This window comes from Cyclobacterium plantarum, assembly GCF_011290685.1.
Taxonomy (GTDB): domain Bacteria; phylum Bacteroidota; class Bacteroidia; order Cytophagales; family Cyclobacteriaceae; genus Cyclobacterium; species Cyclobacterium plantarum.
Genome location: NZ_JAANYN010000001.1, coordinates 244,916 through 265,505, shown reverse-complemented (window position 1 = coordinate 265,505; position 20,590 = coordinate 244,916). Strand labels below are relative to the sequence as shown.

Genomic DNA, 20,590 nt, shown 5'->3' with positions numbered 1-20,590 from the left:
TCAAAAGGTTTATAAGTAGCAATGTACCCGATATACCCATATCTTTGTTTTCAATTCATAAAATTGCTGAATAAAAAGCCGAAATGGAAGAGCCCGACATCATCAATAATTTAGAAAAAACGCTTAGTACTTTCAAAAACCCGGACTGTCGTTTGGTAGCCGTAAGTAAAACCAAACCAATATCAATTTTGGAACAGGCTTATGCCGCTGGTATCAGGGACTTTGGTGAGAATAAGGTACAGGAAATGACCGAAAAAGCAGATCAATTGCCCAAAGACATCCGTTGGCACATGATAGGCCACCTTCAGCGAAACAAGGTGAAATATATAGCTCCATATGTACATCTGATCCATAGTGTGGATTCCCTTAGATTATTGAAGCAAATAGATAAAGAGGGAAAAAAGGTGGAAAGGATTATTCCCTGCCTGCTGCAGGTACATATTGCCAAAGAAGAGACCAAATATGGCTGGGATGAAAAGGAATTGATGGATTTTCTATCTGGAGAGGAAATCAAAACCATGAAAAACATTCATATAGCAGGACTTATGGGAATGGCCACCAATACGGATAATTTGGAAACCATAAGAAATGAATTCAAAGGCTTGTCCCAATTGTTTGATAAACTAAAAAGCATGGTACTTCCTGAACAGGTCCAACTGAAAGAATTGTCTATGGGCATGAGTGCTGATTATCTCATCGCTCAGGATGAAGGCAGCACCATGGTCAGAATAGGTAGTGCTATTTTCGGTGCCCGGAATTATAACTAATCCGTACCCAGAAACGGACGCTAGCGACAAATAAGGCATGATTATATAGTACCGGCCTGGCAGTCAGCTGCGTGATTCTCCTGAAGGCAGGACAAGTGATGACCTTTTAGCTACAAATTATAAAGAAATGAAAACAGAACGAATATTACAGATTGCAGCTGCATTTGGAGCACTGGCTGTGGTTTTTGGTGCCTTTGGTGCGCATGCCCTGGAAACCTTACTTTTAGAAACAGGTAGGCTGGATACTTTCGAAACAGCAGTCAGTTACCATTTTTACCATAGCCTTGCTTTACTTCTGTTGGGTGCACTCACCCATTTATTCCCGGAGAAAAAACGGTTGATCACAAGTGCCTGGTTTTTTATTGCCGGTATTTTAATCTTTTCAGGGAGCCTATACGTTCTTTGCCTTAGCCAGGTGACCTGGCTGGGAGCCATAACCCCTTTGGGTGGCCTGGCCTTTATTTTGGGATGGGTGCTATTATTCTTTAGTTTTGGCAAAGGAAACCAATCATAAAACATGGGCAAAAAAACTTTTCTGGCTATATTAATTCTTTGTTCATTTCAAACTGGTGTTAAATCCCAGGATGCCAGATCGATCATTATCGGGCTGGACCAACTTCTTGGTGAAGGAACATTTTTTGACAATCACCTCACTGGTTTCATGCTCTATGATTTAGATAGCCAGCAAATCCGGTATGACAAAAACAGTCATTTGTATTTCATACCCGCTTCCACTACCAAACTCTTTACCTTTTTCGGATCTTTGATGGTTCTGGGAGACAGCACAACCTTTTTGCGATTCCTGCCCGATGGAAATAAGGTCACCATATGGGGTACGGGAGATCCTTCCTGGAAATATCCTTCCCTGCCCAACCCTAAATTGAAAAGCTTTCTCTCCGATTACGATACAGTCTACTACTCTTCCAGCAACTGGAAAGATGAGGCTTTTGGCTTTGGCTGGCAATGGGATGATTATTATTATTCCTATTCTCCTGAAAAGTCCCCTCTTCCCCTATATGGTAATTTGGTCAACTCAAGAAACGTAAACAACCGACCGGTGATCAGTCCATCTTTGTTTACCGTAGAAACCACCGAAAAACCGGTAAAAAATGTGCAAAGAGACTGGCACAGCAACAGGTTTTTTTACAATCCCAGAACCTACAATGGCCGGGATATCAAGGTTCCCTTTATCATTTCCGAAGATATTTTTGCGGAAATCGCGAGCAAAGATTGGGAAATTCCCGTGTTGTTGTCCGATGAAAAGCTTCCTCCTGATCATTTCATATTGAAAGGTATTCCCACCAAAGCATTGTACAAAGAAATGCTGCTGGAAAGTGATAATTTTATTGCTGAACAGTTGCTTCTCCAAATCGCCGATGAAGTACATAGAGAATTGAACAGCGAAAAGGCAATTGAATACCTAAAAAAAACCTACTTGTATGATCTGCCGGATGACCCTCAATGGGTAGATGGTTCAGGATTGTCCAGGCACAACCTATTTACCCCCAGAACCATGGTAGCCCTGGCGGAGAAAATCTACAGGCTTTTTCCCGATGAGGAACTTTTTAGCATGCTCCCCACAGGAGGACGAACCGGTACCCTCAAATACAATTATCAGGCTCCTGTGCCCTATGTCATGGCCAAGACCGGTACCATCAGCAATCACCACAGCATGGTGGGATTTCTGAAAACCAAAAAAAATAAAATTTATGCTTTTGCATTTATGAACAACAATTACCCCCATAAAGCCTCCGTGGTCCGGAATCAAATGGAAAAAGTCTTGCTTTATATCAGGGATAATTTTTAAATTCTGCCATGAAAAAAAGACAATTTATCAAATCCCTTGGTTTGGGCCTGGGGATTGTGCCCTTTACGGGTTTTACCACCACTAACAAGCCAATCAATCCGGATACCCTATTACCAAAAAAACTTCAGCCTGGAGATAGGGTAGGCCTGGTCAGCCCATCTGCCGCTACTGCTGATATCATGGAATTCACCTTCGCCAAAGAAGCCCTGGAGGCATTGGGGTTAAAGGTGGTCGAAGGGAAATACCTGAGCGAAAGAAGGGGACACCTGGCGGGTAGCGATGCAGAAAGAGCTGCCGATCTGAATGATATGTTTGGAAACAAAAAAATAAAAGCAGTGGTTTGTATCAGAGGTGGATCCGGGGCCGCCCGAATTCTTCCACTATTAAACTATGAGCTGATCAAAAAGAATCCCAAACCCATCATGGGTTATAGCGATATTACTGCCCTGCACAATGCCATCAATGCACAAACGGGATTGATTACCTTTCATGGTCCCAATGGTTCCGGAAGCTGGAACAGTTTCAATGCCGACCAGTTTCGCACTGTTTTCTTTGGTACCGGAGGCACAATCACCTATAAAAATGAATTGGAAGAAACCGATGACCTGGTAATCAAGAAAAACCGGATCAGAACCATCCACCCTGGAAAAGCAGAGGGAGATCTTGTAGGAGGCAATCTTACCGTACTCACTGCACTGGCCGGCTCACCTTACCTTCCCGACTTCAAAAACAAGATATTATTTTTGGAGGATATAGGGGAAGAGCCTTACAGGATAGACCGAATGATGAGTACCCTGATGCTCATGGGCGTTTTCAGGGAAATCCGGGGATTTGTTTTTGGACAATGCACAGATTGTGATCCCAGCGGCGGCTATGGCAACCTTACCCTGGACCAGATTTTGGACGATTACCTGCTGCCACATAAGATACCCGCATTCAGGGGGGCAATGATCGGCCATGTACCCAAGCAGTTCCTGCTACCCTTTGGTGCAAAAATGTCCATGGATGCCAACCAGGGAATACTGGAAACCAGGGGAGCCATTTTCCAGTAAACCATCTTATGAACCTGTTTGATCCTGAAACCAAAATATGGGCACACATTATCCTTTCCTTCAGTAGTTTAATTTTCAATTTTTCCTGTGTAATTCAAGATAATATGCCTGAAAACATCCCAAAAACCAATCCAGAATTCAATTCCGGTGAATATAGTTACCTGGCTTTAGGGGACAGTTATACTGTAGGTGAAGGAGAAGTCCCGGAATTTACCTATCCGATGCAGGCAGGACGCATGCTGAAAAATGAAGGCATTCATTTCTCTGAAATTAAAATCATTGCAAAAACTGGCTGGACCAGTGGGGAATTGCTGGCCGAATTAAAGGCTAAAAACCTGAAAACAGGAAGCTTTGATTTTGTCAGCCTACTGATAGGGGTAAATAACCAATACCGGGGACTTGCTTTGGACCAGTTTAGGGATGAATTGAAAGAATTGATAACAATAAGTCTGGACCTGCTCAATGAAAATTCAAATCGACTGGTGTTGATTTCCATACCGGATTGGGGGGTAACGCCCTTTGGCCATTCCAGCCCACAGGAGAAAGCTGATATTTCCCGGGAAATTGATGCCTTCAACCAGGTAGTAAAACAGCAGGCGGCTGATTTCAATATCCCCTATCTGGAGATCACCGAAAGCTACAGGTCTATCGGAGGCTTTGCTGACCATGTAGTGGGGGATGGACTGCATCCCAACAGACACATTTATGCACAATGGGCCAGCTCTTTGACCCGCATCATCAAGCAAGCCATCCACCAATAAGCTAAAAAAACCTGTCCAAGATAAACTTGGGCAGGTTTAAAATTCAATTAATAAGATGTAATATTATTTGGTCCCTTTGGGAAGTACATTGGATATCATGGAAACTTTTTCAATGGGTTCACTTGCATTGGAGTAAATCCGAACCACACTATTTTGTTTTCCCATCTTTCCTGCGGAGTTAAAAGACACCTTGATTTCTCCTTTTTTTCCCGGTGCAATGGGTTCCTTGGGCCAACTGGGCACCGTACATCCACAAGTTGCAGCTACATTTGAAATGACCAAAGGTGCTGTTCCGGTGTTTTCAAATTTAAATACGTTTTCTACCTTGTCTCCCTGTGTGATGTCTCCAAAATCCTTGGAAGATTCCTCAAAGGTAATCACAGGTCCATCTGCTGTCTTTTCCTGAGCCATTGCCAGGGCCGTACTCAAGGCAAGGGCCAATGCGAATGTCAATAACTTTTTCATAGGTATTAGATTATTAATTTAAAATTTCTCTTTCAGTATGCATTAAATGAAAAAACTGGGATGAAAGTTCACCATGTACAGTTCTTCCTTTGCCCGGGTCATTGCCGTATACAACCACCTTACGTAATTTTTATCAATTTGCCCCTCCTTCAAATAGCCCTGGTCTACAAACACTGCATCCCACTGTCCCCCCTGTGACTTGTGACAAGTGAGGGTATAGGCATATTTTACCTGAAGGGCATTCAAATAAGGATCCTTTTTTAAAGCCTCCCTGATTTTGGTTTTACTACCCAAATCCAGGTAATCTTCAGACACCATATTGTACAATTCCTTCCATTGATCATGGCCCAAAGCCGGTAATTCTGAATGCAAAGTATCCAATATTACCCTGGCCTCAAAAGGCAGCTCTTCGGGATAATCAATCAGTCTCAATTCCAGTGTAGCAAACCTCAGGCCATAAAGTTCCTCAAATGAACGAATTTTAAGTATTTCAACAAAATCCCCATTGGCCAAAAAACTTACTTTTTGGGATTCCTCCATGTAAGTATAGTTATTTTTTACGATCATTAGCCGGTCTCCTGCACTCAATTCGTCTTCATGATAAAAAATAGCATTCCTGATGTACCTGTTGTACTGCACCGCAGCCTTATTGGATCGGGTAATGATCATGGTATTGTCTAGTCCAAATTTATCGTAGGCATACCTCAAGCCATCCTCAAGCCTCTCCCCTGTCATCCGGTAAAAATCAGTATAGCCTTTTGATTTGAACGTTATTTTCGGAATTTTTGCTGTCACCTGCTCTCTTAATGCGGTGGCATTGGCCAGAATTCCAGAATCCAGTTGCTGCCGGGTAACCACTTTCAATACGGCTTCCTGAACTTCAAGCTTGAAATTCCTTATCAGGTAATCCTTGTCCAAAGCCGGGCTGTCTTCGCTTCCTACAGGAGGGAGTTGGGCCATATCTCCGATGAGCATCAATCTGTTTTCGGGGTTTTGAAAAACAAAATTGATCAGATCTGCAAGCAGGGATTTACCCGAGGATCGGTCATCGGAAAGCATGGAAGCTTCGTCAACAATAAAGACAGATTTATGGTAGTAGTTTTTTTGTACTTCAAAACCATACAAGCCATCAGCGGCTTTTTCCTGAGGGCGGTATATGATTTTATGTATGGTGTATCCCGTTTTTCCCGCGTAAGCGCTCATCACTTTGGCTGCCCTTCCTGTAGGGGCCAGCATTACAGGTCTGAGTCCATATTCCGGCAAAATACGGACCAGGGCTGCCAGAGCCGTGGTTTTGCCTGTTCCTGCAAAACCCTTCAAAATAAAAGCAGAGGCCGATGCTACCTTTTCCTTTAAAAAATCATTCATGGCTTCAAAAAAAACCTGCTGATCCACAGTAGGATTGTGGGGGAATATTTTCCTGATCTTTTCGGAAGGCTTTGAAATGGCTTGGTTATCTTTACGCATCTGTTGCGAAACTAAAAGGAAAATGCCTAACATAAAAAAGGACATCACAGATAATTTCGGGAACCGGCTTAGGGCCAGGGTAAATGGTCTTTTAATTCAGGAAGATAAGGTTCTTATGATCAAACACCGCATGGGAAGTGGCAAATCATTTTGGAATGTGCCGGGAGGGGGCATGAAATTCGGCCAGAATGCCAGGGAAAACCTGCAGCGGGAATTCCTTGAGGAAACCGGCCTTGGCATTGAGGTGGGAGAATATTTATTCGTACATGAGTTTCTATCTCCACCCCTGCATGCTATCGAACTTTTTTTTGAGGTTTTCCAAAAAGAGGGAGAGTTGATTTTGGGTTACGATCCTGAGTTAGGTGATGAGCAGCAGTTGATAGAGGACATCCGATTCCTGAGTCTGGATGAAATCAAATTGATCCCTCCTGATGAAAAACATGCCGTCTTCAGAAGAATTAATTCCCTGAATGATGTAAGAATATGGAAAGGATATTTTAATTTTGAAAATAATTGCATAAAATAGCATTCTAAAACAAACCATCAATTCTTAGTATTAATTTAATTAAGCCTTAAAGATATTTAAAATGACGTTGAGTAAGATTTTATCGATTGTATTTCTTCTGGGAGCTTTGGGCCTTGGATACAGGTTGTATTTGGGAGTGGATGAAGTAGTTGAAGAAGAAAAAATGCTTGAAAGAACTGAAGAAAGGATCATTGAAAAGCTGGAAATGCTGCGAGATGCCCAAATTGCTTACCAGGCTACCAAGGGGGAATATGCCTCAAACTGGAATGACCTTAAGGAATTTATTGAAGACGGCAGAATTTATATTGTACAAAGAACAGAAACTACTGAGCTTCTGGAATACGGCAAAGAAGAAACCACAGTAACAATTGATACCCTGGGGTCGGTAAATGTTCAAGATTCCCTTTTCAACGAAAACAAATATCCTGAGTTCAATCTGGACCTTTTGAATGTAGTTCCGGGATCAGGTGGAAAGACCTTTGAGTTTTTCGCAGATAAAATCGAGAGAAGCAACAGGGAAATCGCTGTATTTGAAATCAGGGATCCGGCTCCGATCAACCCTGATAGAAGAAGAAATAACAATGAAAAGGCTTTGAGGGTGGGTTCCAGAACGGATTCTTCTACCTCAGGAAACTGGGAGTAAGCTTGTCAGGAGAAACCAATCATATCCAGAGTAAATTCATTAGCGATAGATTTGATGTGCAGGACATATCAAATCTATCGCTTTTCTTATATGAAAGCCTGTTGACCGTGATTGCTCACCGTCAATCGGATCAGTCTGTAATAGCTGCCAACATTTATTCCCTTCATGAAGAAGAAGCCCTTGAAAAAATCGTTGGCAGTGATGAATTGATCAATGCCTCCAACACCTCCGGCAGGTTATACCTCCACCATCAAAGGTTTACCCTTGTGCCCGGGATTTTATTTAACCCTGCCCATAGTGCCCTTTATCTGAATTTTGCCACCAGGGTAAATCCCGAAAAAGACGAAGTCATCTATTCCGGAATCTCTAATAACAGCATACAGGTACTTGGCGCGGCAGACAAGGGCCTCCTCAATATATTGGACAGCAGACTGCCCGAAATGGAAACTTCCCATGGAGCAGCCCATGTGCTGGATTATTTTCTCCACAACAACAAAGACTTGCTCAAACAGGAGATTTTTATCCACACCGCACCAAACAGCATGTATATTGCAGGATTCAAAGATGGGGAGCTAATGGTGTTTAACAGGTTTATTGTGCATGAAGAGCAAACACTTTTGCGGTACCTGTTTATTGTCCTTCAACAGTTGGCATTTGACCAGGCCCATTGTAAGATCAGTGTTTTCGGAAATCTGGATTGGGTTCATTCTTCCCTGGAAAATCTTCAGGGTTTTTTCAAAAATATCCAGCAGAGCAGTCCTACTCAAAATATTACGTATCAAAAAGGCACTGAAAACTTAAAAAACACCCAGCTTTTAGAGGCTTATTGGCTTCAGCAACATTCCATCCGATGAAAAAAACAGCACTTTTTCCTGGTTCTTTTGACCCCTACACCAAAGGACACCATGATATTGTTCTCAGAGGCTTAAACATCTTTGATGAAGTCATCATCAGCATCGGTCACAATACCACCAAAAAAAACCGGTATTTTGACATTGACCTGATGGTAGGGAAGATACAATCCATCTATACCGGGATGCCCAATGTAAAAGTTGTGATTTACAACGAACTTACTTCCTCGCTGGCCAAAAACCATCAGGCCAGGTACCTGCTCAGAGGGCTTAGAAACACCACTGATTTTGAATACGAAAACACCATCAGCCAGATGAACCGGTACCTGAATGAGGAGTTGGAAACCGTTTTTCTCATTACTTCTCCGGAATATGCTGCCATCAGCTCCACTATCATTCGGGAAGTACACCGGTATGGTGGGAATGTGGATAAATTCCTTCCCTACAAAGTCTGATGAATGGCTGGATGAAGCCTTAAAAATCGCTTGTACAAATAGCGCATCGAAGGGTAGGAATTGATCAACGCAACTTTTGCATCCTGGTGATTTAACCATTTCACATCCAGGATACCCTCCTCTGTTTGGGGTTTCATTTTGGCATCAGTCAAACAGTCCATGCTGTACCAATAGGTCTTTTTCAAAATACTTTTCCGGTTTTGGGTGTAGGTATGCCAGGTCTTACAAATAGGCTCCTTGATTCTAACCTGAATATTACATTCCTCTTCTACTTCCCTGACGGCGCAAATAGCTGGAGATTCTTTTTTTTCAAATTTACCCTTGGGCAAATCCCACTTGCCCAGTCTGTATATAAACAATATTTTATCTTCTTTGGTCACCAAACCTCCTGCTGCCTTGATGATCAAAAACCTGCTCTTGATAAATTTTTTCAGGGCCTTCTTTTCATTGGTTACCAGAGTAATGCTATCCAGGTTTTTCAATTTCCTGGTCCTCATCAGATAAAGTAGGCGAACAATAATATCTTTAGATGGGTTTTTTATCAGTACATCGTCATGAAAATCAATTGTTGCCGGTAATTCTGATGGGTTATCATAAACGCATTCGAAAGATTTCTTTGGCAAAAAATCCAGGGAAGCTACCAAATCCAAAGGCTTGTCATTAATGAATATTTTCATAACCAAGGCTAGTTTTTCCAAAAATGCATTTTTTTTTCAGGCCCTACAACCATCAGTAAACATTATTTGGTTAATTTTAACCTATGGAAATTTATGAACCCAATACTGCTTCCCTCATTTCCAAAAAACTGCTGGAAATTAATGCCATCAAACTTTCTCCTAAAAATCCCTTTTCCTGGGCTTCCGGCTGGAAATCCCCTATATACTGTGATAACAGACTTTCCCTGTCTTATCCTGAAGTGAGAAAACTCATTCTTGAGAAATTGACAAAAGCCATTCAAACCCACTTCTTAAACATAGAAGCGGTGGCAGGAGTCGCAACCGCAGGAATCCCCCAGGGGGTTTTGATTGCTGACAAACTGGATATTCCTTTCGTTTATGTGCGCTCCAAAGCCAAAGGTCATGGCATGGAAAACATGATTGAAGGTAAAATATCCCCGGGTCAGAAAGTAGTGGTGGTCGAAGACCTGGTTTCAACCGGAGGTAGCTCCCTGAAAGCCGTAAGGGACCTTAAAAATGCCGGGTTTAATGTTTTGGGAATGGTTGCGATTTTTACCTATGGCTTTGATCTGGCCAAACAAAATTTTGCCAGAGAAGGTGTTAAACTGATTTGCCTGAGTGACTATGACTCCATGCTGCCTCAGGCTTTGGCCAAGGGTTACATTTCTGACCATGACATGGTGGCCTTAAAAGATTGGAGAAATGGACCTGATACCTGGAAACCATAAGCCCTGTTGTCTCTTCAAGCATTGAACCGGGAAAAATCCGGAGCGTATTTTCCATCATTCAAGCGGTGCCATGCCACTGGCTTCCATTCCCAGAAAGGCCTGCTTTCCTCACGGGATACCTTTTGGTGGAACCAACTACTGAAACAAATTTGTAGATAACTGCTCCTTAATTCATTCCATACGATTGTTTTGCTCCCTTTTTTCCATCAGCCCCAATCCGAACAAGGCAAAATCGTATTTTACCGGATCTGCAGGGTCCATATCCCTAAGGTTTCGGGTAAGCTCCATGGCTGTCTGCCAGTCGGTTTGTTTTCTCTGGATCAACCCAAGCTTTCGGGCCACCCTATCCACATGCAGATCACAGGGACAGACCAACTGGGCGGGCGAAATGGTATCCCAAATCCCAAAATCAACGCCATTGTTGTCCTTTCTTACCATCCAGCGTAAAAACATATTTATCCGCTTGCATGCTGCCTTTCGTCTGGGGGTTGCCACATGTTTTCTGGTCCTTTGCGGAGCATGGGGGGCATCAAAAAAATATTCGTGAAAATTATCCAACAATACCTGCATGACATCCTGGTCTGCTGACAGACCTTTGGTAAAGGCTGTTTCCAGACTATCGTGCTTCCTGTAGTACCTGGTGAAAAAATCAATAAAATAAAGGGTATCCACATCATTAAAAGTACGGTGCTTGAAATTCAGAAAAGGTTTGAGGTCCTCTTCAGAATGATGCAACATGAATTGATGGGGGCTGTTGTCCATCATTTTCATGAGTTCAATACTTTTGTTGATAATTGTTTTTCGTTGGCCCCAGGCCAATACAGCAGCAAAAAACCCGGCAATTTCAATGTCCTGCTTTTTGCTGAAACGATGGGGAATGGAAATGGGGTCAACCGCAATAAATTCAGGGCGGTTATACAAAAACACCTTTTCCTCCAAAAAATCTCTCAATTCCTCCATCAGGCAATGGCCACCTTCAATTCTCCGCCCTGGGTACCATCAAACCATTTTAAACATAAAAATTCTTCCTGTTTATCAGAGATGTGCCAATCAAAACACTTGATGTGTGCCAATTTGGTCAGTTTATCCGTCTCCGGCTGATACAGGCAAATGTCAAAATCCGGGATCAGGGCCAGGTCCGTGGTATTCCATTTTTCCAATAACCATCCTTCCTTAAGCACATTCACTTTTTTCCCAAAAACATGATCTTCAATGACAGAGGGTATACCATCTCTTCTCCTCAGTTGGTAACATTCGGGACCAAAAATAATTTGTTTGTATAGCTTCCCTTCGATCAGGTCGGATTCTCCCGACAGCCTTTTCCAGGTGATTTTTCCTTCATGCTTTGGTTCAGATCTGCTGAATTTGGCCAGAAAAGAGGATATCCATGAAAAGAAATAGGTAATACCGATAAATAGCAGCCCAAAAGTGGCCAAAACCGGGTAGGTTAATACAAAAATAGCATTCCAGATAAATTTGAAGAACCGGTGGAAGAAATTTTCGAATGTACTCATCGTGTGCAAAGGACAAAGTCAAAATTAATTCAAATTGCCCAGACTAACAAAGTTGGCCTGCCAGATAGCAAAAAATTCGCTGCCTCTGGTTTAATTTTGAACATTATCAACGGATTTCCGTACCTTTGCAGGCTGAAAACACCAAAGTGCCATGAACCTAACTCAAGAGATTGCCAAAAGAAAAACCTTTGGTATCATCGCCCACCCCGATGCCGGTAAAACTACGCTAACAGAAAAGATGCTGTTGTTTGGAGGTGCCATCAAAACTGCCGGAGCTGTGAAGTCAAATAAAATTGATACAGCCACTAAATCCGACTGGATGGAGATTGAGAAACAAAGAGGTATCTCTGTGGCCACATCAGTGATGGGATTTGAGTATAAAGGACAGAAAATCAACTTGCTGGATACGCCAGGCCACCAGGATTTCGCAGAAGACACTTACCGCACACTCACCGCCGTAGATTCGGTCATCATGGTCATCGACTGTGTCAAAGGAGTAGAGATTCAGACCGAAAAATTAATGGAAGTCTGCCGGATGAGAAAAACCCCGGTCATCTGCTTTATTAATAAACTGGATAGAGAAGGACAGGATCCCTATGACCTGTTGGACGAGGTAGAACAAAAACTAAACATACAAGTGAGACCCCTCTCCTGGCCCATTTCCATGGGGAAATCCTTCAAGGGAGTATATAACCTTTATGACAAGCAATTGAACCTTTTTACCCCCAGCCAGCGTAAAGTAAGCGATGACAGGATTGTCATCGAAGACCTGAATTCAGGAGAACTGGATGAGATGATAGGAAAAAGCCTGGCGGATCAACTCAGGGAGGATGTAGACCTGATTGAAGGGGTTTATCCTGATTTTGACCCAAAGGAATACCTAGAGGGAAAAGTTGCTCCTGTATTTTTTGGCTCGGCGGTCAATAATTTTGGCGTAAAGGAAATGCTCGATACTTTTATACAAATAGCCCCCGGCCCAAAAAGCAGGCAGACCGAAGAGCGGGAAGTAAATCCGGATGAAGATAAGTTTACCGGTTTTATTTTCAAAATCCACGCCAATATGGATCCAAAACACCGCAATCGTATTGCCTTCCTGAGAATTTGTTCCGGGAGGTTTGAGCGAAACAAACCTTACAATCACGTAAGAGGACCCAAAGCCCTTCGCTTTTCCAATGTCACCTCCTTTATGGCCCAGGACAAGGAAATCATTGAAGAGGCTTTCCCGGGTGATATTGTAGGCCTGTACGATACCGGAAATCTTAAAATAGGAGATACCATTACAGATGGGGAAAACCTGCAGTTTAAGGGCATACCCAGTTTCTCTCCTGAAATTTTTCGCGAGGTGGTCAATAAAGACGCCATGAAAACCAAACAGCTGGACAAAGGTTTACAGCAGTTGATGGAGGAGGGTGTGGCCCAATTGTTTACCTTTGAAATCGGGTCCAGAAAAGTGGTAGGTACAGTAGGACAATTACAGTTTGAGGTAATCCAATTCAGGCTTAAAAACGAATACAATGCCTCTGCTGACTTTGTTCCAATGAATTTATACAAAGCCTGTTGGATCAAAAGTAAGGATAAAAAGAAACTGGAAGAATTTGTCCGGTCGAAGCAAAGGCACATTGCCAAAGATAAAGATGGCAAACTGGTATTTATGGCCGAAAGCAAGGCTTGGTTGCAGATGGTTAAGGATAATTTTCCAGACATCGAATTCCACAATACTTCAGAACTTTAACCCTAAAGGTTAGCAGGAAAATGAAAAAACCGTTTAATGTTATTTTTGAGGACAACCACCTGTTGGTAGTCAATAAATCTGCAGGCATACTGGTGCAGGGTGATAAAACCGGCGATAAGACACTGACAGATTATTGCAAGGATTACATAGCCAATAAATACCAAAAGCCCGGAGCTGTATTTTTACATCCTGTGCACCGGCTGGACAGGCCGGTAAGTGGGATCGTGGTATTTGCCAGGACTTCCAAGGCATTGGAGCGAATGACAAGCATGTTTCGAAAAAGGGAAATCCATAAAGTCTATTGGGCCATAGTCAAAAAGAAACCCCGGGAAGAGATGGCCAAGCTGACTCACTGGCTCGTAAAAGACAATGAAAAGAATATATCCAAAGCTTTTGATAAGGAGGTTCCCGAATCCAAAAAATCGGAATTGAACTATAAAAGAATGGGCAAACTCAATGACCACTGGCTGTTGGAACTTCGTCCGATCACAGGGCGACCCCATCAGTTGAGGGTGCAATTGGCCGCTATAGGATGCCCGATAAGAGGTGATGTCAAATACGGCTTTTCCAAAGCCAACCCTGACCTGAGCATTAACCTGCATGCCTTTCATTTGGTTTTCATTCATCCGGTAAAAAAAGAAAAAATATTTCTGAGGGCCGCATTGCCGGAAGAACCGTTTTGGGAACAGTTTTTGGAGTTTGAAAACGTCAAATCAAGTGACCGCCACCTGGACAGCACCTTCAGTGGGTAGGTTGTAAAAGTTAGGATTACTATGCTAAAGAGATCGATTTTTATTTTGGGGCTGATCCTTATCGGATCATTTTCGGTCCTTGGCCAGGAAAAAGGCGTTTTTTGGAAAATATCAGGCAATGGACTGAGTGCTTCCTCCTACCTTTTTGGCACCATCCATCTGATCTGTGAACAAGACTTTGCCATGAGTGAGCGGGTAAGTGACAAACTGGCCCAGTCCAATGCACTTGTATTGGAAATTGATATGGATGATCCCTCTCTGCAAATGGCCTTGATGGCCAATATATACAATGAGGATGGACAAAAAATCACGGATTTTCTTTCTGAGGAGGAATACCAGGAAATCCGGACATTTTTAAAGGAAAGAACAGGCATGGACATGGACATGCTCAAAACAATGCGGCCCATGGTGCTGATGTCCCTTATATATCCCAATCTACTTGAATGCGAAACAAAGGCATTTGAAAGTGAACTCATGGCACTGGCCAAAACGAATGACATGGAAATTGTAGGTTTGGAGTCCGTCAACGATCAGCTATCGCTTTTTGACCTTATCCCGCTGAAGGAACAATACCGGAGTTTTTACACCTATGCCGACAATATTGAAAAAGGGAAAAGAGAATTTAAAAAACTCATCGCCTCTTACAAAGAAGAAGACATACTGGCACTTTTGGAATTGGTTTCGGAAAGTCCGGAATATAAAGATTATCAGGAAGTACTCCTGGACCAAAGAAATTTAAATTGGATTGACCCTATGGCCAGAATGATGAAAAAAGGATCGATGTTTTTCGCTGTCGGTGCCGGACATTTGGCCGGGGATACCGGGCTGATCCAACTGCTTAAAAAGGAAGGTTACTCCCTGGAGCGTTTGAACCTGTGATTTTTTTTCAGTGAATCCTTGTTTACGAAAAAGTCATAAATCCCCCAGACACTTATTACCAACAGAAAAACAATAACGATATACTGCCAGGAGGCTGTTTTGGCTTTGAATGCCTGTTGAATGTCTCCTGCCAATGCCCCGGTAAGAAAAGCCAGGAACGTTCTGGGCAGCATGCCCAATAACCCAAACCATAGCACCCTTTTCAGCCCAGTATCCATCAGGGCAAAAACCAAATTTGATACGGCAAAGGGTATTACCGGGCTTATCCTGACAAAAAATATCAGCCAACCCATGCGGTCTTTTTTACTTTCTATCATGGCTTTGGCCTTTGGATAAGGCTTGAGCAACCATTCCAGGCTGTTTTTCTCCAAAAACCGCCCGGACTGATACCCGATGGCGCTACCCAGGGTATAAGCCAAAACCAAAAATGGAAAAGCTGTCCATCCAAAAACAAAACCACTGACCACCGAAAAAAAGGTAGTCGGGACCAATGCCAAACCCATCATCAATGCCCCTATAAAACTATAGGTTAAGGCTGTTTCAAATTGAAGAATAGAAGGAATGTCCAAATTGCTCCAATTTTTGTACAGCCATCGGACCAGGAGCAAGGCTCCAAGTGAAGGAACAATTCCCGCCCAAAAAATTGCGGCTAAAACCAGTGGGTTTCTGCGATAGATAACAGAGAAATGCTTGAAAATAGGCGGTTTTTTACTCATCTTTGGACAAAGCTAAAAAAAATCCCAACTTTAATTCAATCAAGTCTGATCAGGATGCAATGAATTCAATCCTGATCAGACTTGATTGTTGATTTATTCTGTCTATATATGAAATTTGGAACCAAAGCGATTCATGCAGGTATTAAACCTGATCCAAGTACCGGGGCCATCATGACTCCAATTTTTCAAACCTCCACTTATGTGCAAAAGTCACCCGGTGATCACAAGGGTTTCGAATATTCCAGAACGCAAAATCCAACCAGACAGGTCCTGGAACGAAACCTTGCCGCCCTGGAAAACGGAAACCATGGTTTGTGTTTTGGATCCGGTATGGCGGCCATAGACTGTATCCTCAAACTGCTCAAACCCGGTGATGAGGTCATCAGTACAAACGATTTGTATGGAGGCACCTACCGGATTTTCACCAAGGTCTTTTCCAAGTACGGCATCAAATTCCATTTTGTCAATATGGAGGACAGTACACAGGTGGAGTCCCTGATCAATAAAAACACCAAACTTATTTGGGCAGAAACGCCTACCAACCCCATGATGAATATTATCGACATCCGGGCACTGGGTAAAATTTCAAAAAAATACGGGGTTCTGCTTGGCGTAGACAATACCTTTGCCACCCCCTTCCTTCAAAACCCCCTGGATGATGGGGCCGATATTGTGATGCATTCTGTTACCAAATATTTGGCCGGCCACTCTGATGTGGTGATGGGGGCCATAGTGGTAAAAGAGGACAAGCTTGCGGAAGAGCTGGCATTTATGCAGAATTCATGCGGGGCGGTTCCCGGCCCCCAAGATTGTTTTTTGGTCCTCAGGGGGATCAAAACATTACATCTGAGGATGGAAAGGCACAGTCAAAATGGTAAAACCATAGCCGCTTACCTTAAAAATCACCCCAAGGTAGATAAGGTTTATTGGCCGGGATTTGAAGACCATCCCAATCATTCGATTGCCAGAAGACAGATGCGGGATTTTGGTGGAATGATATCCTTCACACTGATCAATAACAGGCTGGAGGACGCAATTAAGGTGTTGGAAAAGTTCAAGGTTTTCGTGTTGGCAGAATCATTGGGAGGAGTGGAATCTCTCTGCGGGCATCCTGCCAGCATGACTCATGCCAGTATACCGAGGGAAGAAAGGGAAAAAGTCGGGCTTTCTGACTCTTTGATCAGGTTAAGCGTGGGCATCGAAGATGCGGAGGATCTTAAAAAAGACATCTCCAAAGCATTGGAAGCCGTCTAATGAAGCATTTTCACAAATAATTGCCTGCACTTGTCTTCGATCTTTTGTGTCAGGCCCCTGTGTGTTTTCTGAATCTGAGTAAGTACCGCATGGTATTTTTTACTTACCTTCTCTTTTTTAGCCAGGTAGTTGCCCAAATGCTGCAGCAGCAGCTGGTTTTTATGCCAGGCAACCATCTCCTCTTCCAATAAAATGATCTGTTCGTGAACCAAGGGAGTGAAAATGGTATTTAATCCAATATTCAACCGGGTTTTTTCCAGACAGGTTACCTTTTTTATTCCTTTAAAAATATCATGAATGGATTGGGGGTCAAGTTTGGTCTTGGCATCAAAAGAAAAGTATTCTATTTCTTCATTGATAATCTGGGTCATGGCTGTATTGATGGTCAATATAGACAAGCCTTTGGCGTATTGGAAGACATCATGGTACAAATTTTCCCAGTCCTGCGGCGGTATGGATAAGATAATTTCGTATACATGGGTATAGATACTTTTTTTATCCGCTGCAATGGCCTTTCCATATTCCGCATAAAGGCCTTTGTTATCCCCAAAATGCAGGTCATAGCCCTCCTGGATCATTTTGATGTGCTGCACCTTACGGAGCTGCTTGTACAATTCCTTAAATGGCCCAAAGGACTGGTTTACACGTTGCTTTTCCTTGAAATTGGCACGATCTAACACCAACAAAAACACCCTGATAAAAAACAACTGATCTTCGAGTTCAAGGGCTTTTTTGGACCTTATTTTTTTTGAAAGTTCGCCAAATACGGCCTTGCCGGCATCATAATACCTGTCAAAAGCCTGCATGATCTGCGGTAGGGTGGATGCCATGGCTATTCATGAATTTTTACAGTCGTCGCACCATAGCCAAAATTGGTTTTCTGGCTGTCTTTGAAATATTTGATCCCATTGAGTTGACTTAAGAAACGATGTATTTCCTTTCTAAGTACCCCATTGCCTATACCATGGATGAAAGTGATTTCGTCCATACCGCTGGCCAGTGCATCATTCAGGTTTCTTTGAAAAACCTCCATTTGCAATTGCAGCATCTCGCTGTTACTCATTAAATCATGTTCGCTGCTCAATTTTTCTATATGAAGATCTATGGATGCCGGAGGCCGTTTAACCTGCAAATGAGGATAGGATTCTTTTCCGGCTGGATTTAATTCCTCATTCAATTTTTTAACATTCAAGGCCTTCTCATGGTCGTTTAGCTGAAACAGGAATCCCTCCTTGTCTATTACAGGAGCCTTGCCCTTGTGTTTAAAAAAATTATTGGCTTTAAACTTTACTTTTCTCTCCGTGGCCTGTTCCTGCGGCTCAAACTTTTTATTGAGGGGCAGCAACATGAATTTCATGGCAGGCCATTGCTCAAAATCCTGAAGCATTTTTTCCGTAATCTTTCGAAAGGACTGCGGCTGAATGACTCCAGCATCAATATTTTTGGCCTGGTTCCCGGAGAGCTCCTCCACCGAAAACAAGTATTGCTTTTTGGTATGGTTGATCAGGATCAGGTCATGTATCTGGTCATTATAAGGAACATAAGCCAGAAAAATACCCGCAGTTTTGGAGGAAGGGTCGGTTTTCCTGACCGGCTGTATATAGCTTTCCTTCTCCCCTTCCTCCCCCCTGTTGAAGTACTCCTTTTCGGCCGCATCAATGACCACCACCTCCGATTTCAGGGCAGGAATCCGAAAACCATCTTCAATTTCTATCTCCACCTGTCCTCCGGAAGACAGCCTGGTGATGACTCCTTCTTCCTTGCCATGCAGTAACCTTACTTTGTCTCCAATATTCATACATCAAATTTACCAAATAGAAAGGGGAAATCCACAAATAAAAAACGCCCGAAAGCACTTATCGTAGCCAGGTTCAATATTTATTTTTCATTTTGTTCCAAAGTTAATTGTTGGAGTTTCTTTACTGTTTTCCAATTTCGTGTTGTTGCTTTTACTTTTAGTTTACTTTCTAAAAAGCCATTGTTAAGCTTTGTTTTTCCGTATCCATTTGGACAATACAGGTAAACAGCATTTTGAGTAAAATGGATCTCTTCGGCAGGCGCTTTCTTTTCCAGTATACTTTCTTTGCTAAACGGCATTGGATTGTCCGCCAAAAAGGTGACATGTAAAAATGAACTGTCTTTTAGATCATCCTTTGCAAATGGATTTTTCCCGATGATGATTTCTAATGTTTTGACATTTAGTACAATTACCGGAACTTCAAAGCCAAATTCAGTTTCTATTTTTGATGAGATTATCCTTTCAAGTTCTTTGGGGTCATTCTCTGCTGAGCAGAAAATGACATTCCCGCTTTGGATATAGGTCTTTATGTCTCTAAAGTTGAGGTTTTCATACAACTTTTTCAAAGCGTCCATCTTGATGAGTTTCTGTGCGCTTACATTTATTCCTCTTAAAATTGAAAGGTATGTTGTCATTTCTGGTTTGGTTTTTTAGGGCTGGTTTCTGCCTGCCGTTTACGCCTCGGTATAAGGGCTATTGCCTGGGATTGCGATTAACTTTGCATGTCCTTTTGTTGGATTTTATTTCATTCGTCGCTATGTCATTTTTAAATAAGATTTAATGGAATTCAGCTTGGAGTCGGCGGAAATTCTTCAGCATGCTCCTCAAACTCCTTCAAAACGCCCAAAGATACTGATTTTCATGGACCCGGGTGTTTGTACAACTAAACGATTGTTGAGGAATGATTAACAGGTTTTAAAAACAATATTATTGTTAAATATAACACCTGTTCCCAAGATTCAAACTTGAAGCTATAGTGGTCATGGACTATTACTTTCAAGTAGCCTGACAAAATGAAACAATCCGTGTAGGTGGTCGATGTGATCGGGAGCGGTGTTGCCGGCAAAAGCCAGAATTTAAAATTTCCCCTGAGTGGATACTCCCAGCTGCTGCATTCCCAGAGGCCCCTCCCTGAGTACCGGTTCCCTTCGGGTGCCAGTGGCTTCCAACAGATAATCGGCACACTCCGTAGTGCTTACAAAAGTTCCGGGAAAGATGCTGCTGTGCGTAAACACAAATATTTTGGATCCCATAACTGCATCGGCTGCCAGCTTTTTAAAGACAGCAAGGTCCTCTTCGTCTATTTGTCCTCCATTTGCCATGGGGGTTTGGGCGGGAACATAACTAGCGTGGAGTCCATCCAGCAAGAGGACACCAGCAATGAGCTCATAATTCCTCGTTTTCAGGATGGCACGAACGGCTCCATATCCTGCACTGAAACCCGAAAGGTAGATTTTCCGGATGGGATCGGTTAAATTCGCAGGAAAAATAGAAAATATCCCCCAGATTTTGAAAACCAAGAGGATATTTAAATTTTTGGGAAAGCTTTAAATGGAAGGAACAAAAAACTTTCCTTGATCATTAATTTCAACCTGCGTTAAGTCAAAATGATGAATCCTACTTTATTTTACCCATGAAATCCTTTTGATATTTCTTTAATAATACCCTGGTGATTACAGATATTATAGTGGCCTGTATGATACATAAATAAAATTCTAGTTGTGAATAATCAAATGTACCAAAGGG

General features: G+C 42.5%; 24 protein-coding genes. 14 read left to right on the top strand and 10 right to left on the bottom strand.

All coding sequences use genetic code 11. The features are described from left to right. Positions 1-83: 83 nt before the first annotated feature. The 5 genes from G9Q97_RS01140 to G9Q97_RS01120 all read left to right on the top strand — a co-directional run bounded on the left by G9Q97_RS01140 (position 84) and on the right by G9Q97_RS01120 (position 4,387). A complete protein-coding gene (locus G9Q97_RS01140; RefSeq protein WP_166142309.1) occupies positions 84-767 on the top strand; it encodes a YggS family pyridoxal phosphate-dependent enzyme in 684 nt (227 codons plus the stop codon). Positions 768-894: 127 nt separating this feature from the next. Continuing rightward, complete coding sequence (locus G9Q97_RS01135) at positions 895-1,281, top strand: DUF423 domain-containing protein (RefSeq protein ID WP_166142306.1); 387 nt, start codon at positions 895-897, stop codon at positions 1,279-1,281. Positions 1,282-1,284: 3 nt separating this feature from the next. Further along, positions 1,285-2,574: a D-alanyl-D-alanine carboxypeptidase gene (locus tag G9Q97_RS01130; protein ID WP_166142304.1), complete on the top strand. Its 1,290-nt coding sequence runs from the start codon at positions 1,285-1,287 to the stop codon at positions 2,572-2,574. Between the two features lie 8 nt (positions 2,575-2,582). After that, positions 2,583-3,626: a S66 peptidase family protein gene (locus G9Q97_RS01125; RefSeq protein ID WP_166142301.1), complete on the top strand. Its 1,044-nt coding sequence runs from the start codon at positions 2,583-2,585 to the stop codon at positions 3,624-3,626. An 8-nt stretch (positions 3,627-3,634) separates the two neighbouring features. Continuing rightward, on the top strand, positions 3,635-4,387 hold the full coding sequence (locus G9Q97_RS01120) for an SGNH/GDSL hydrolase family protein (protein ID WP_166142299.1): 753 nt from the start codon (positions 3,635-3,637) through the stop codon (positions 4,385-4,387). Between the two features lie 63 nt (positions 4,388-4,450). On the opposite strand, the gene G9Q97_RS01115 is transcribed toward G9Q97_RS01120, so the two are convergent. Together G9Q97_RS01115 and G9Q97_RS01110 are read right to left on the bottom strand one after the other, a co-directional pair. Beyond that, positions 4,451-4,852 carry a DUF1573 domain-containing protein gene (locus tag G9Q97_RS01115; RefSeq protein WP_166142298.1) on the bottom strand — a complete coding sequence of 134 codons (402 nt, stop codon included), beginning with the start codon at positions 4,850-4,852 and terminating at the stop codon, positions 4,451-4,453. Positions 4,853-4,894: 42 nt separating this feature from the next. Continuing rightward, complete coding sequence (locus G9Q97_RS01110; protein ID WP_166142296.1) at positions 4,895-6,319, bottom strand: ATP-dependent DNA helicase; 1,425 nt, start codon at positions 6,317-6,319, stop codon at positions 4,895-4,897. A 22-nt stretch (positions 6,320-6,341) separates the two neighbouring features. Between G9Q97_RS01110 and G9Q97_RS01105 the strand changes: the two genes are divergently transcribed. The 4 genes from G9Q97_RS01105 to coaD all read left to right on the top strand — a co-directional run bounded on the left by G9Q97_RS01105 (position 6,342) and on the right by coaD (position 8,794). After that, entirely contained in the window at positions 6,342-6,845 is a 504-nt protein-coding gene (locus G9Q97_RS01105) for an NUDIX domain-containing protein (RefSeq protein ID WP_166142294.1), read from the top strand. A gap of 61 nt (positions 6,846-6,906) precedes the next feature. Beyond that, positions 6,907-7,488, top strand: coding sequence for a hypothetical protein (locus G9Q97_RS01100; RefSeq protein ID WP_166142292.1), 582 nt, complete (start codon positions 6,907-6,909; stop codon positions 7,486-7,488). A 2-nt stretch (positions 7,489-7,490) separates the two neighbouring features. Beyond that, entirely contained in the window at positions 7,491-8,342 is an 852-nt protein-coding gene (locus tag G9Q97_RS01095) for a DUF3822 family protein (RefSeq protein ID WP_166142290.1), read from the top strand. Further along, entirely contained in the window at positions 8,339-8,794 is a 456-nt protein-coding gene (gene coaD / locus G9Q97_RS01090; RefSeq protein ID WP_166142288.1) for a pantetheine-phosphate adenylyltransferase, read from the top strand. Before G9Q97_RS01095 ends, coaD begins: the two co-directional genes overlap by 4 nt. Here the strand turns inward: coaD and G9Q97_RS01085 are convergent. Further along, a complete protein-coding gene (locus G9Q97_RS01085) occupies positions 8,782-9,471 on the bottom strand; it encodes an NUDIX hydrolase (RefSeq protein ID WP_166142286.1) in 690 nt (229 codons plus the stop codon). The genes coaD and G9Q97_RS01085 overlap by 13 nt on opposite strands. Before the next feature lie 83 nt (positions 9,472-9,554). Here G9Q97_RS01085 and pyrE point away from each other — a divergent pair, with 83 nt between their 5' ends. After that, positions 9,555-10,199 carry an orotate phosphoribosyltransferase gene (gene pyrE / locus G9Q97_RS01080; protein WP_166142284.1) on the top strand — a complete coding sequence of 215 codons (645 nt, stop codon included), beginning with the start codon at positions 9,555-9,557 and terminating at the stop codon, positions 10,197-10,199. 171 nt (positions 10,200-10,370) lie between these two features. Here pyrE and G9Q97_RS01075 read toward each other — a convergent pair whose 3' ends face one another. Further along, positions 10,371-11,159: a TIGR02757 family protein gene (locus tag G9Q97_RS01075; RefSeq protein WP_166142282.1), complete on the bottom strand. Its 789-nt coding sequence runs from the start codon at positions 11,157-11,159 to the stop codon at positions 10,371-10,373. Continuing rightward, entirely contained in the window at positions 11,159-11,713 is a 555-nt protein-coding gene (locus G9Q97_RS01070) for a hypothetical protein (protein ID WP_166142280.1), read from the bottom strand. The genes G9Q97_RS01075 and G9Q97_RS01070 overlap by 1 nt, the downstream gene beginning before the upstream one ends. 151 nt (positions 11,714-11,864) lie before the next feature. Here G9Q97_RS01070 and G9Q97_RS01065 point away from each other — a divergent pair, with 151 nt between their 5' ends. The 3 genes from G9Q97_RS01065 to G9Q97_RS01055 are packed head-to-tail and all read left to right on the top strand — an operon-like array spanning position 11,865 to position 15,076. Then, positions 11,865-13,445, top strand: a complete 1,581-nt coding sequence (locus G9Q97_RS01065) for a peptide chain release factor 3 (RefSeq protein ID WP_166142278.1) — start codon at positions 11,865-11,867, stop codon at positions 13,443-13,445. A 20-nt stretch (positions 13,446-13,465) separates the two neighbouring features. Beyond that, positions 13,466-14,197 (top strand): RluA family pseudouridine synthase, encoded by a 732-nt coding sequence (locus tag G9Q97_RS01060; protein WP_166142276.1) that lies wholly within the window; start codon positions 13,466-13,468, stop codon positions 14,195-14,197. Between the two features lie 21 nt (positions 14,198-14,218). After that, positions 14,219-15,076, top strand: a complete 858-nt coding sequence (locus tag G9Q97_RS01055) for a TraB/GumN family protein (RefSeq protein WP_166142274.1) — start codon at positions 14,219-14,221, stop codon at positions 15,074-15,076. Here the strand turns inward: G9Q97_RS01055 and G9Q97_RS01050 are convergent. Beyond that, the gene (locus G9Q97_RS01050; protein WP_166142272.1) at positions 15,049-15,792 is read right to left on the bottom strand and encodes a TVP38/TMEM64 family protein; all 744 of its coding nucleotides are present in this window, start codon (positions 15,790-15,792) and stop codon (positions 15,049-15,051) included. The two genes, G9Q97_RS01055 and G9Q97_RS01050, sit on opposite strands and share 28 nt — an antisense overlap. 108 nt (positions 15,793-15,900) lie before the next feature. Here G9Q97_RS01050 and G9Q97_RS01045 point away from each other — a divergent pair, with 108 nt between their 5' ends. Further along, on the top strand, positions 15,901-17,046 hold the full coding sequence (locus tag G9Q97_RS01045; protein ID WP_166142270.1) for a cystathionine gamma-synthase: 1,146 nt from the start codon (positions 15,901-15,903) through the stop codon (positions 17,044-17,046). Here G9Q97_RS01045 and G9Q97_RS01040 read toward each other — a convergent pair. From G9Q97_RS01040 to G9Q97_RS01025, 4 genes are all read right to left on the bottom strand, one after another. After that, positions 17,043-17,876 (bottom strand): hypothetical protein, encoded by an 834-nt coding sequence (locus G9Q97_RS01040; RefSeq protein ID WP_166142268.1) that lies wholly within the window; start codon positions 17,874-17,876, stop codon positions 17,043-17,045. The two genes, G9Q97_RS01045 and G9Q97_RS01040, sit on opposite strands and share 4 nt — an antisense overlap. A 2-nt stretch (positions 17,877-17,878) precedes the next feature. Next, entirely contained in the window at positions 17,879-18,844 is a 966-nt protein-coding gene (locus G9Q97_RS01035; RefSeq protein WP_166142266.1) for a Smr/MutS family protein, read from the bottom strand. Positions 18,845-18,924: 80 nt separating this feature from the next. Continuing rightward, positions 18,925-19,479 carry a DUF1697 domain-containing protein gene (locus G9Q97_RS01030; RefSeq protein ID WP_166142264.1) on the bottom strand — a complete coding sequence of 185 codons (555 nt, stop codon included), beginning with the start codon at positions 19,477-19,479 and terminating at the stop codon, positions 18,925-18,927. 441 nt (positions 19,480-19,920) lie between these two features. Continuing rightward, positions 19,921-20,364 carry a hypothetical protein gene (locus tag G9Q97_RS01025; RefSeq protein WP_187357695.1) on the bottom strand — a complete coding sequence of 148 codons (444 nt, stop codon included), beginning with the start codon at positions 20,362-20,364 and terminating at the stop codon, positions 19,921-19,923. Between the last annotated feature and the right edge of the window lie 226 nt (positions 20,365-20,590).

Coding starts and splice junctions, on each gene's coding strand:
- G9Q97_RS01140 (WP_166142309.1), top strand. CDS start 84: ATGGAAGAGCCCGACATCATCAATAATTTAGAAAAAACGCTTAGTACT.
- G9Q97_RS01135 (WP_166142306.1), top strand. CDS start 895: ATGAAAACAGAACGAATATTACAGATTGCAGCTGCATTTGGAGCACTG.
- G9Q97_RS01130 (WP_166142304.1), top strand. CDS start 1,285: ATGGGCAAAAAAACTTTTCTGGCTATATTAATTCTTTGTTCATTTCAA.
- G9Q97_RS01125 (WP_166142301.1), top strand. CDS start 2,583: ATGAAAAAAAGACAATTTATCAAATCCCTTGGTTTGGGCCTGGGGATT.
- G9Q97_RS01120 (WP_166142299.1), top strand. CDS start 3,635: ATGAACCTGTTTGATCCTGAAACCAAAATATGGGCACACATTATCCTT.
- G9Q97_RS01115 (WP_166142298.1), bottom strand. CDS start 4,852: ATGAAAAAGTTATTGACATTCGCATTGGCCCTTGCCTTGAGTACGGCC.
- G9Q97_RS01110 (WP_166142296.1), bottom strand. CDS start 6,319: ATGCGTAAAGATAACCAAGCCATTTCAAAGCCTTCCGAAAAGATCAGG.
- G9Q97_RS01105 (WP_166142294.1), top strand. CDS start 6,342: ATGCCTAACATAAAAAAGGACATCACAGATAATTTCGGGAACCGGCTT.
- G9Q97_RS01100 (WP_166142292.1), top strand. CDS start 6,907: ATGACGTTGAGTAAGATTTTATCGATTGTATTTCTTCTGGGAGCTTTG.
- coaD (WP_166142288.1), top strand. CDS start 8,339: ATGAAAAAAACAGCACTTTTTCCTGGTTCTTTTGACCCCTACACCAAA.
- G9Q97_RS01085 (WP_166142286.1), bottom strand. CDS start 9,471: ATGAAAATATTCATTAATGACAAGCCTTTGGATTTGGTAGCTTCCCTG.
- pyrE (WP_166142284.1), top strand. CDS start 9,555: ATGGAAATTTATGAACCCAATACTGCTTCCCTCATTTCCAAAAAACTG.
- G9Q97_RS01075 (WP_166142282.1), bottom strand. CDS start 11,159: ATGGAGGAATTGAGAGATTTTTTGGAGGAAAAGGTGTTTTTGTATAAC.
- G9Q97_RS01070 (WP_166142280.1), bottom strand. CDS start 11,713: ATGAGTACATTCGAAAATTTCTTCCACCGGTTCTTCAAATTTATCTGG.
- G9Q97_RS01065 (WP_166142278.1), top strand. CDS start 11,865: ATGAACCTAACTCAAGAGATTGCCAAAAGAAAAACCTTTGGTATCATC.
- G9Q97_RS01060 (WP_166142276.1), top strand. CDS start 13,466: ATGAAAAAACCGTTTAATGTTATTTTTGAGGACAACCACCTGTTGGTA.
- G9Q97_RS01055 (WP_166142274.1), top strand. CDS start 14,219: ATGCTAAAGAGATCGATTTTTATTTTGGGGCTGATCCTTATCGGATCA.
- G9Q97_RS01050 (WP_166142272.1), bottom strand. CDS start 15,792: ATGAGTAAAAAACCGCCTATTTTCAAGCATTTCTCTGTTATCTATCGC.
- G9Q97_RS01045 (WP_166142270.1), top strand. CDS start 15,901: ATGAAATTTGGAACCAAAGCGATTCATGCAGGTATTAAACCTGATCCA.
- G9Q97_RS01040 (WP_166142268.1), bottom strand. CDS start 17,876: ATGGCATCCACCCTACCGCAGATCATGCAGGCTTTTGACAGGTATTAT.
- G9Q97_RS01035 (WP_166142266.1), bottom strand. CDS start 18,844: ATGAATATTGGAGACAAAGTAAGGTTACTGCATGGCAAGGAAGAAGGA.
- G9Q97_RS01030 (WP_166142264.1), bottom strand. CDS start 19,479: ATGACAACATACCTTTCAATTTTAAGAGGAATAAATGTAAGCGCACAG.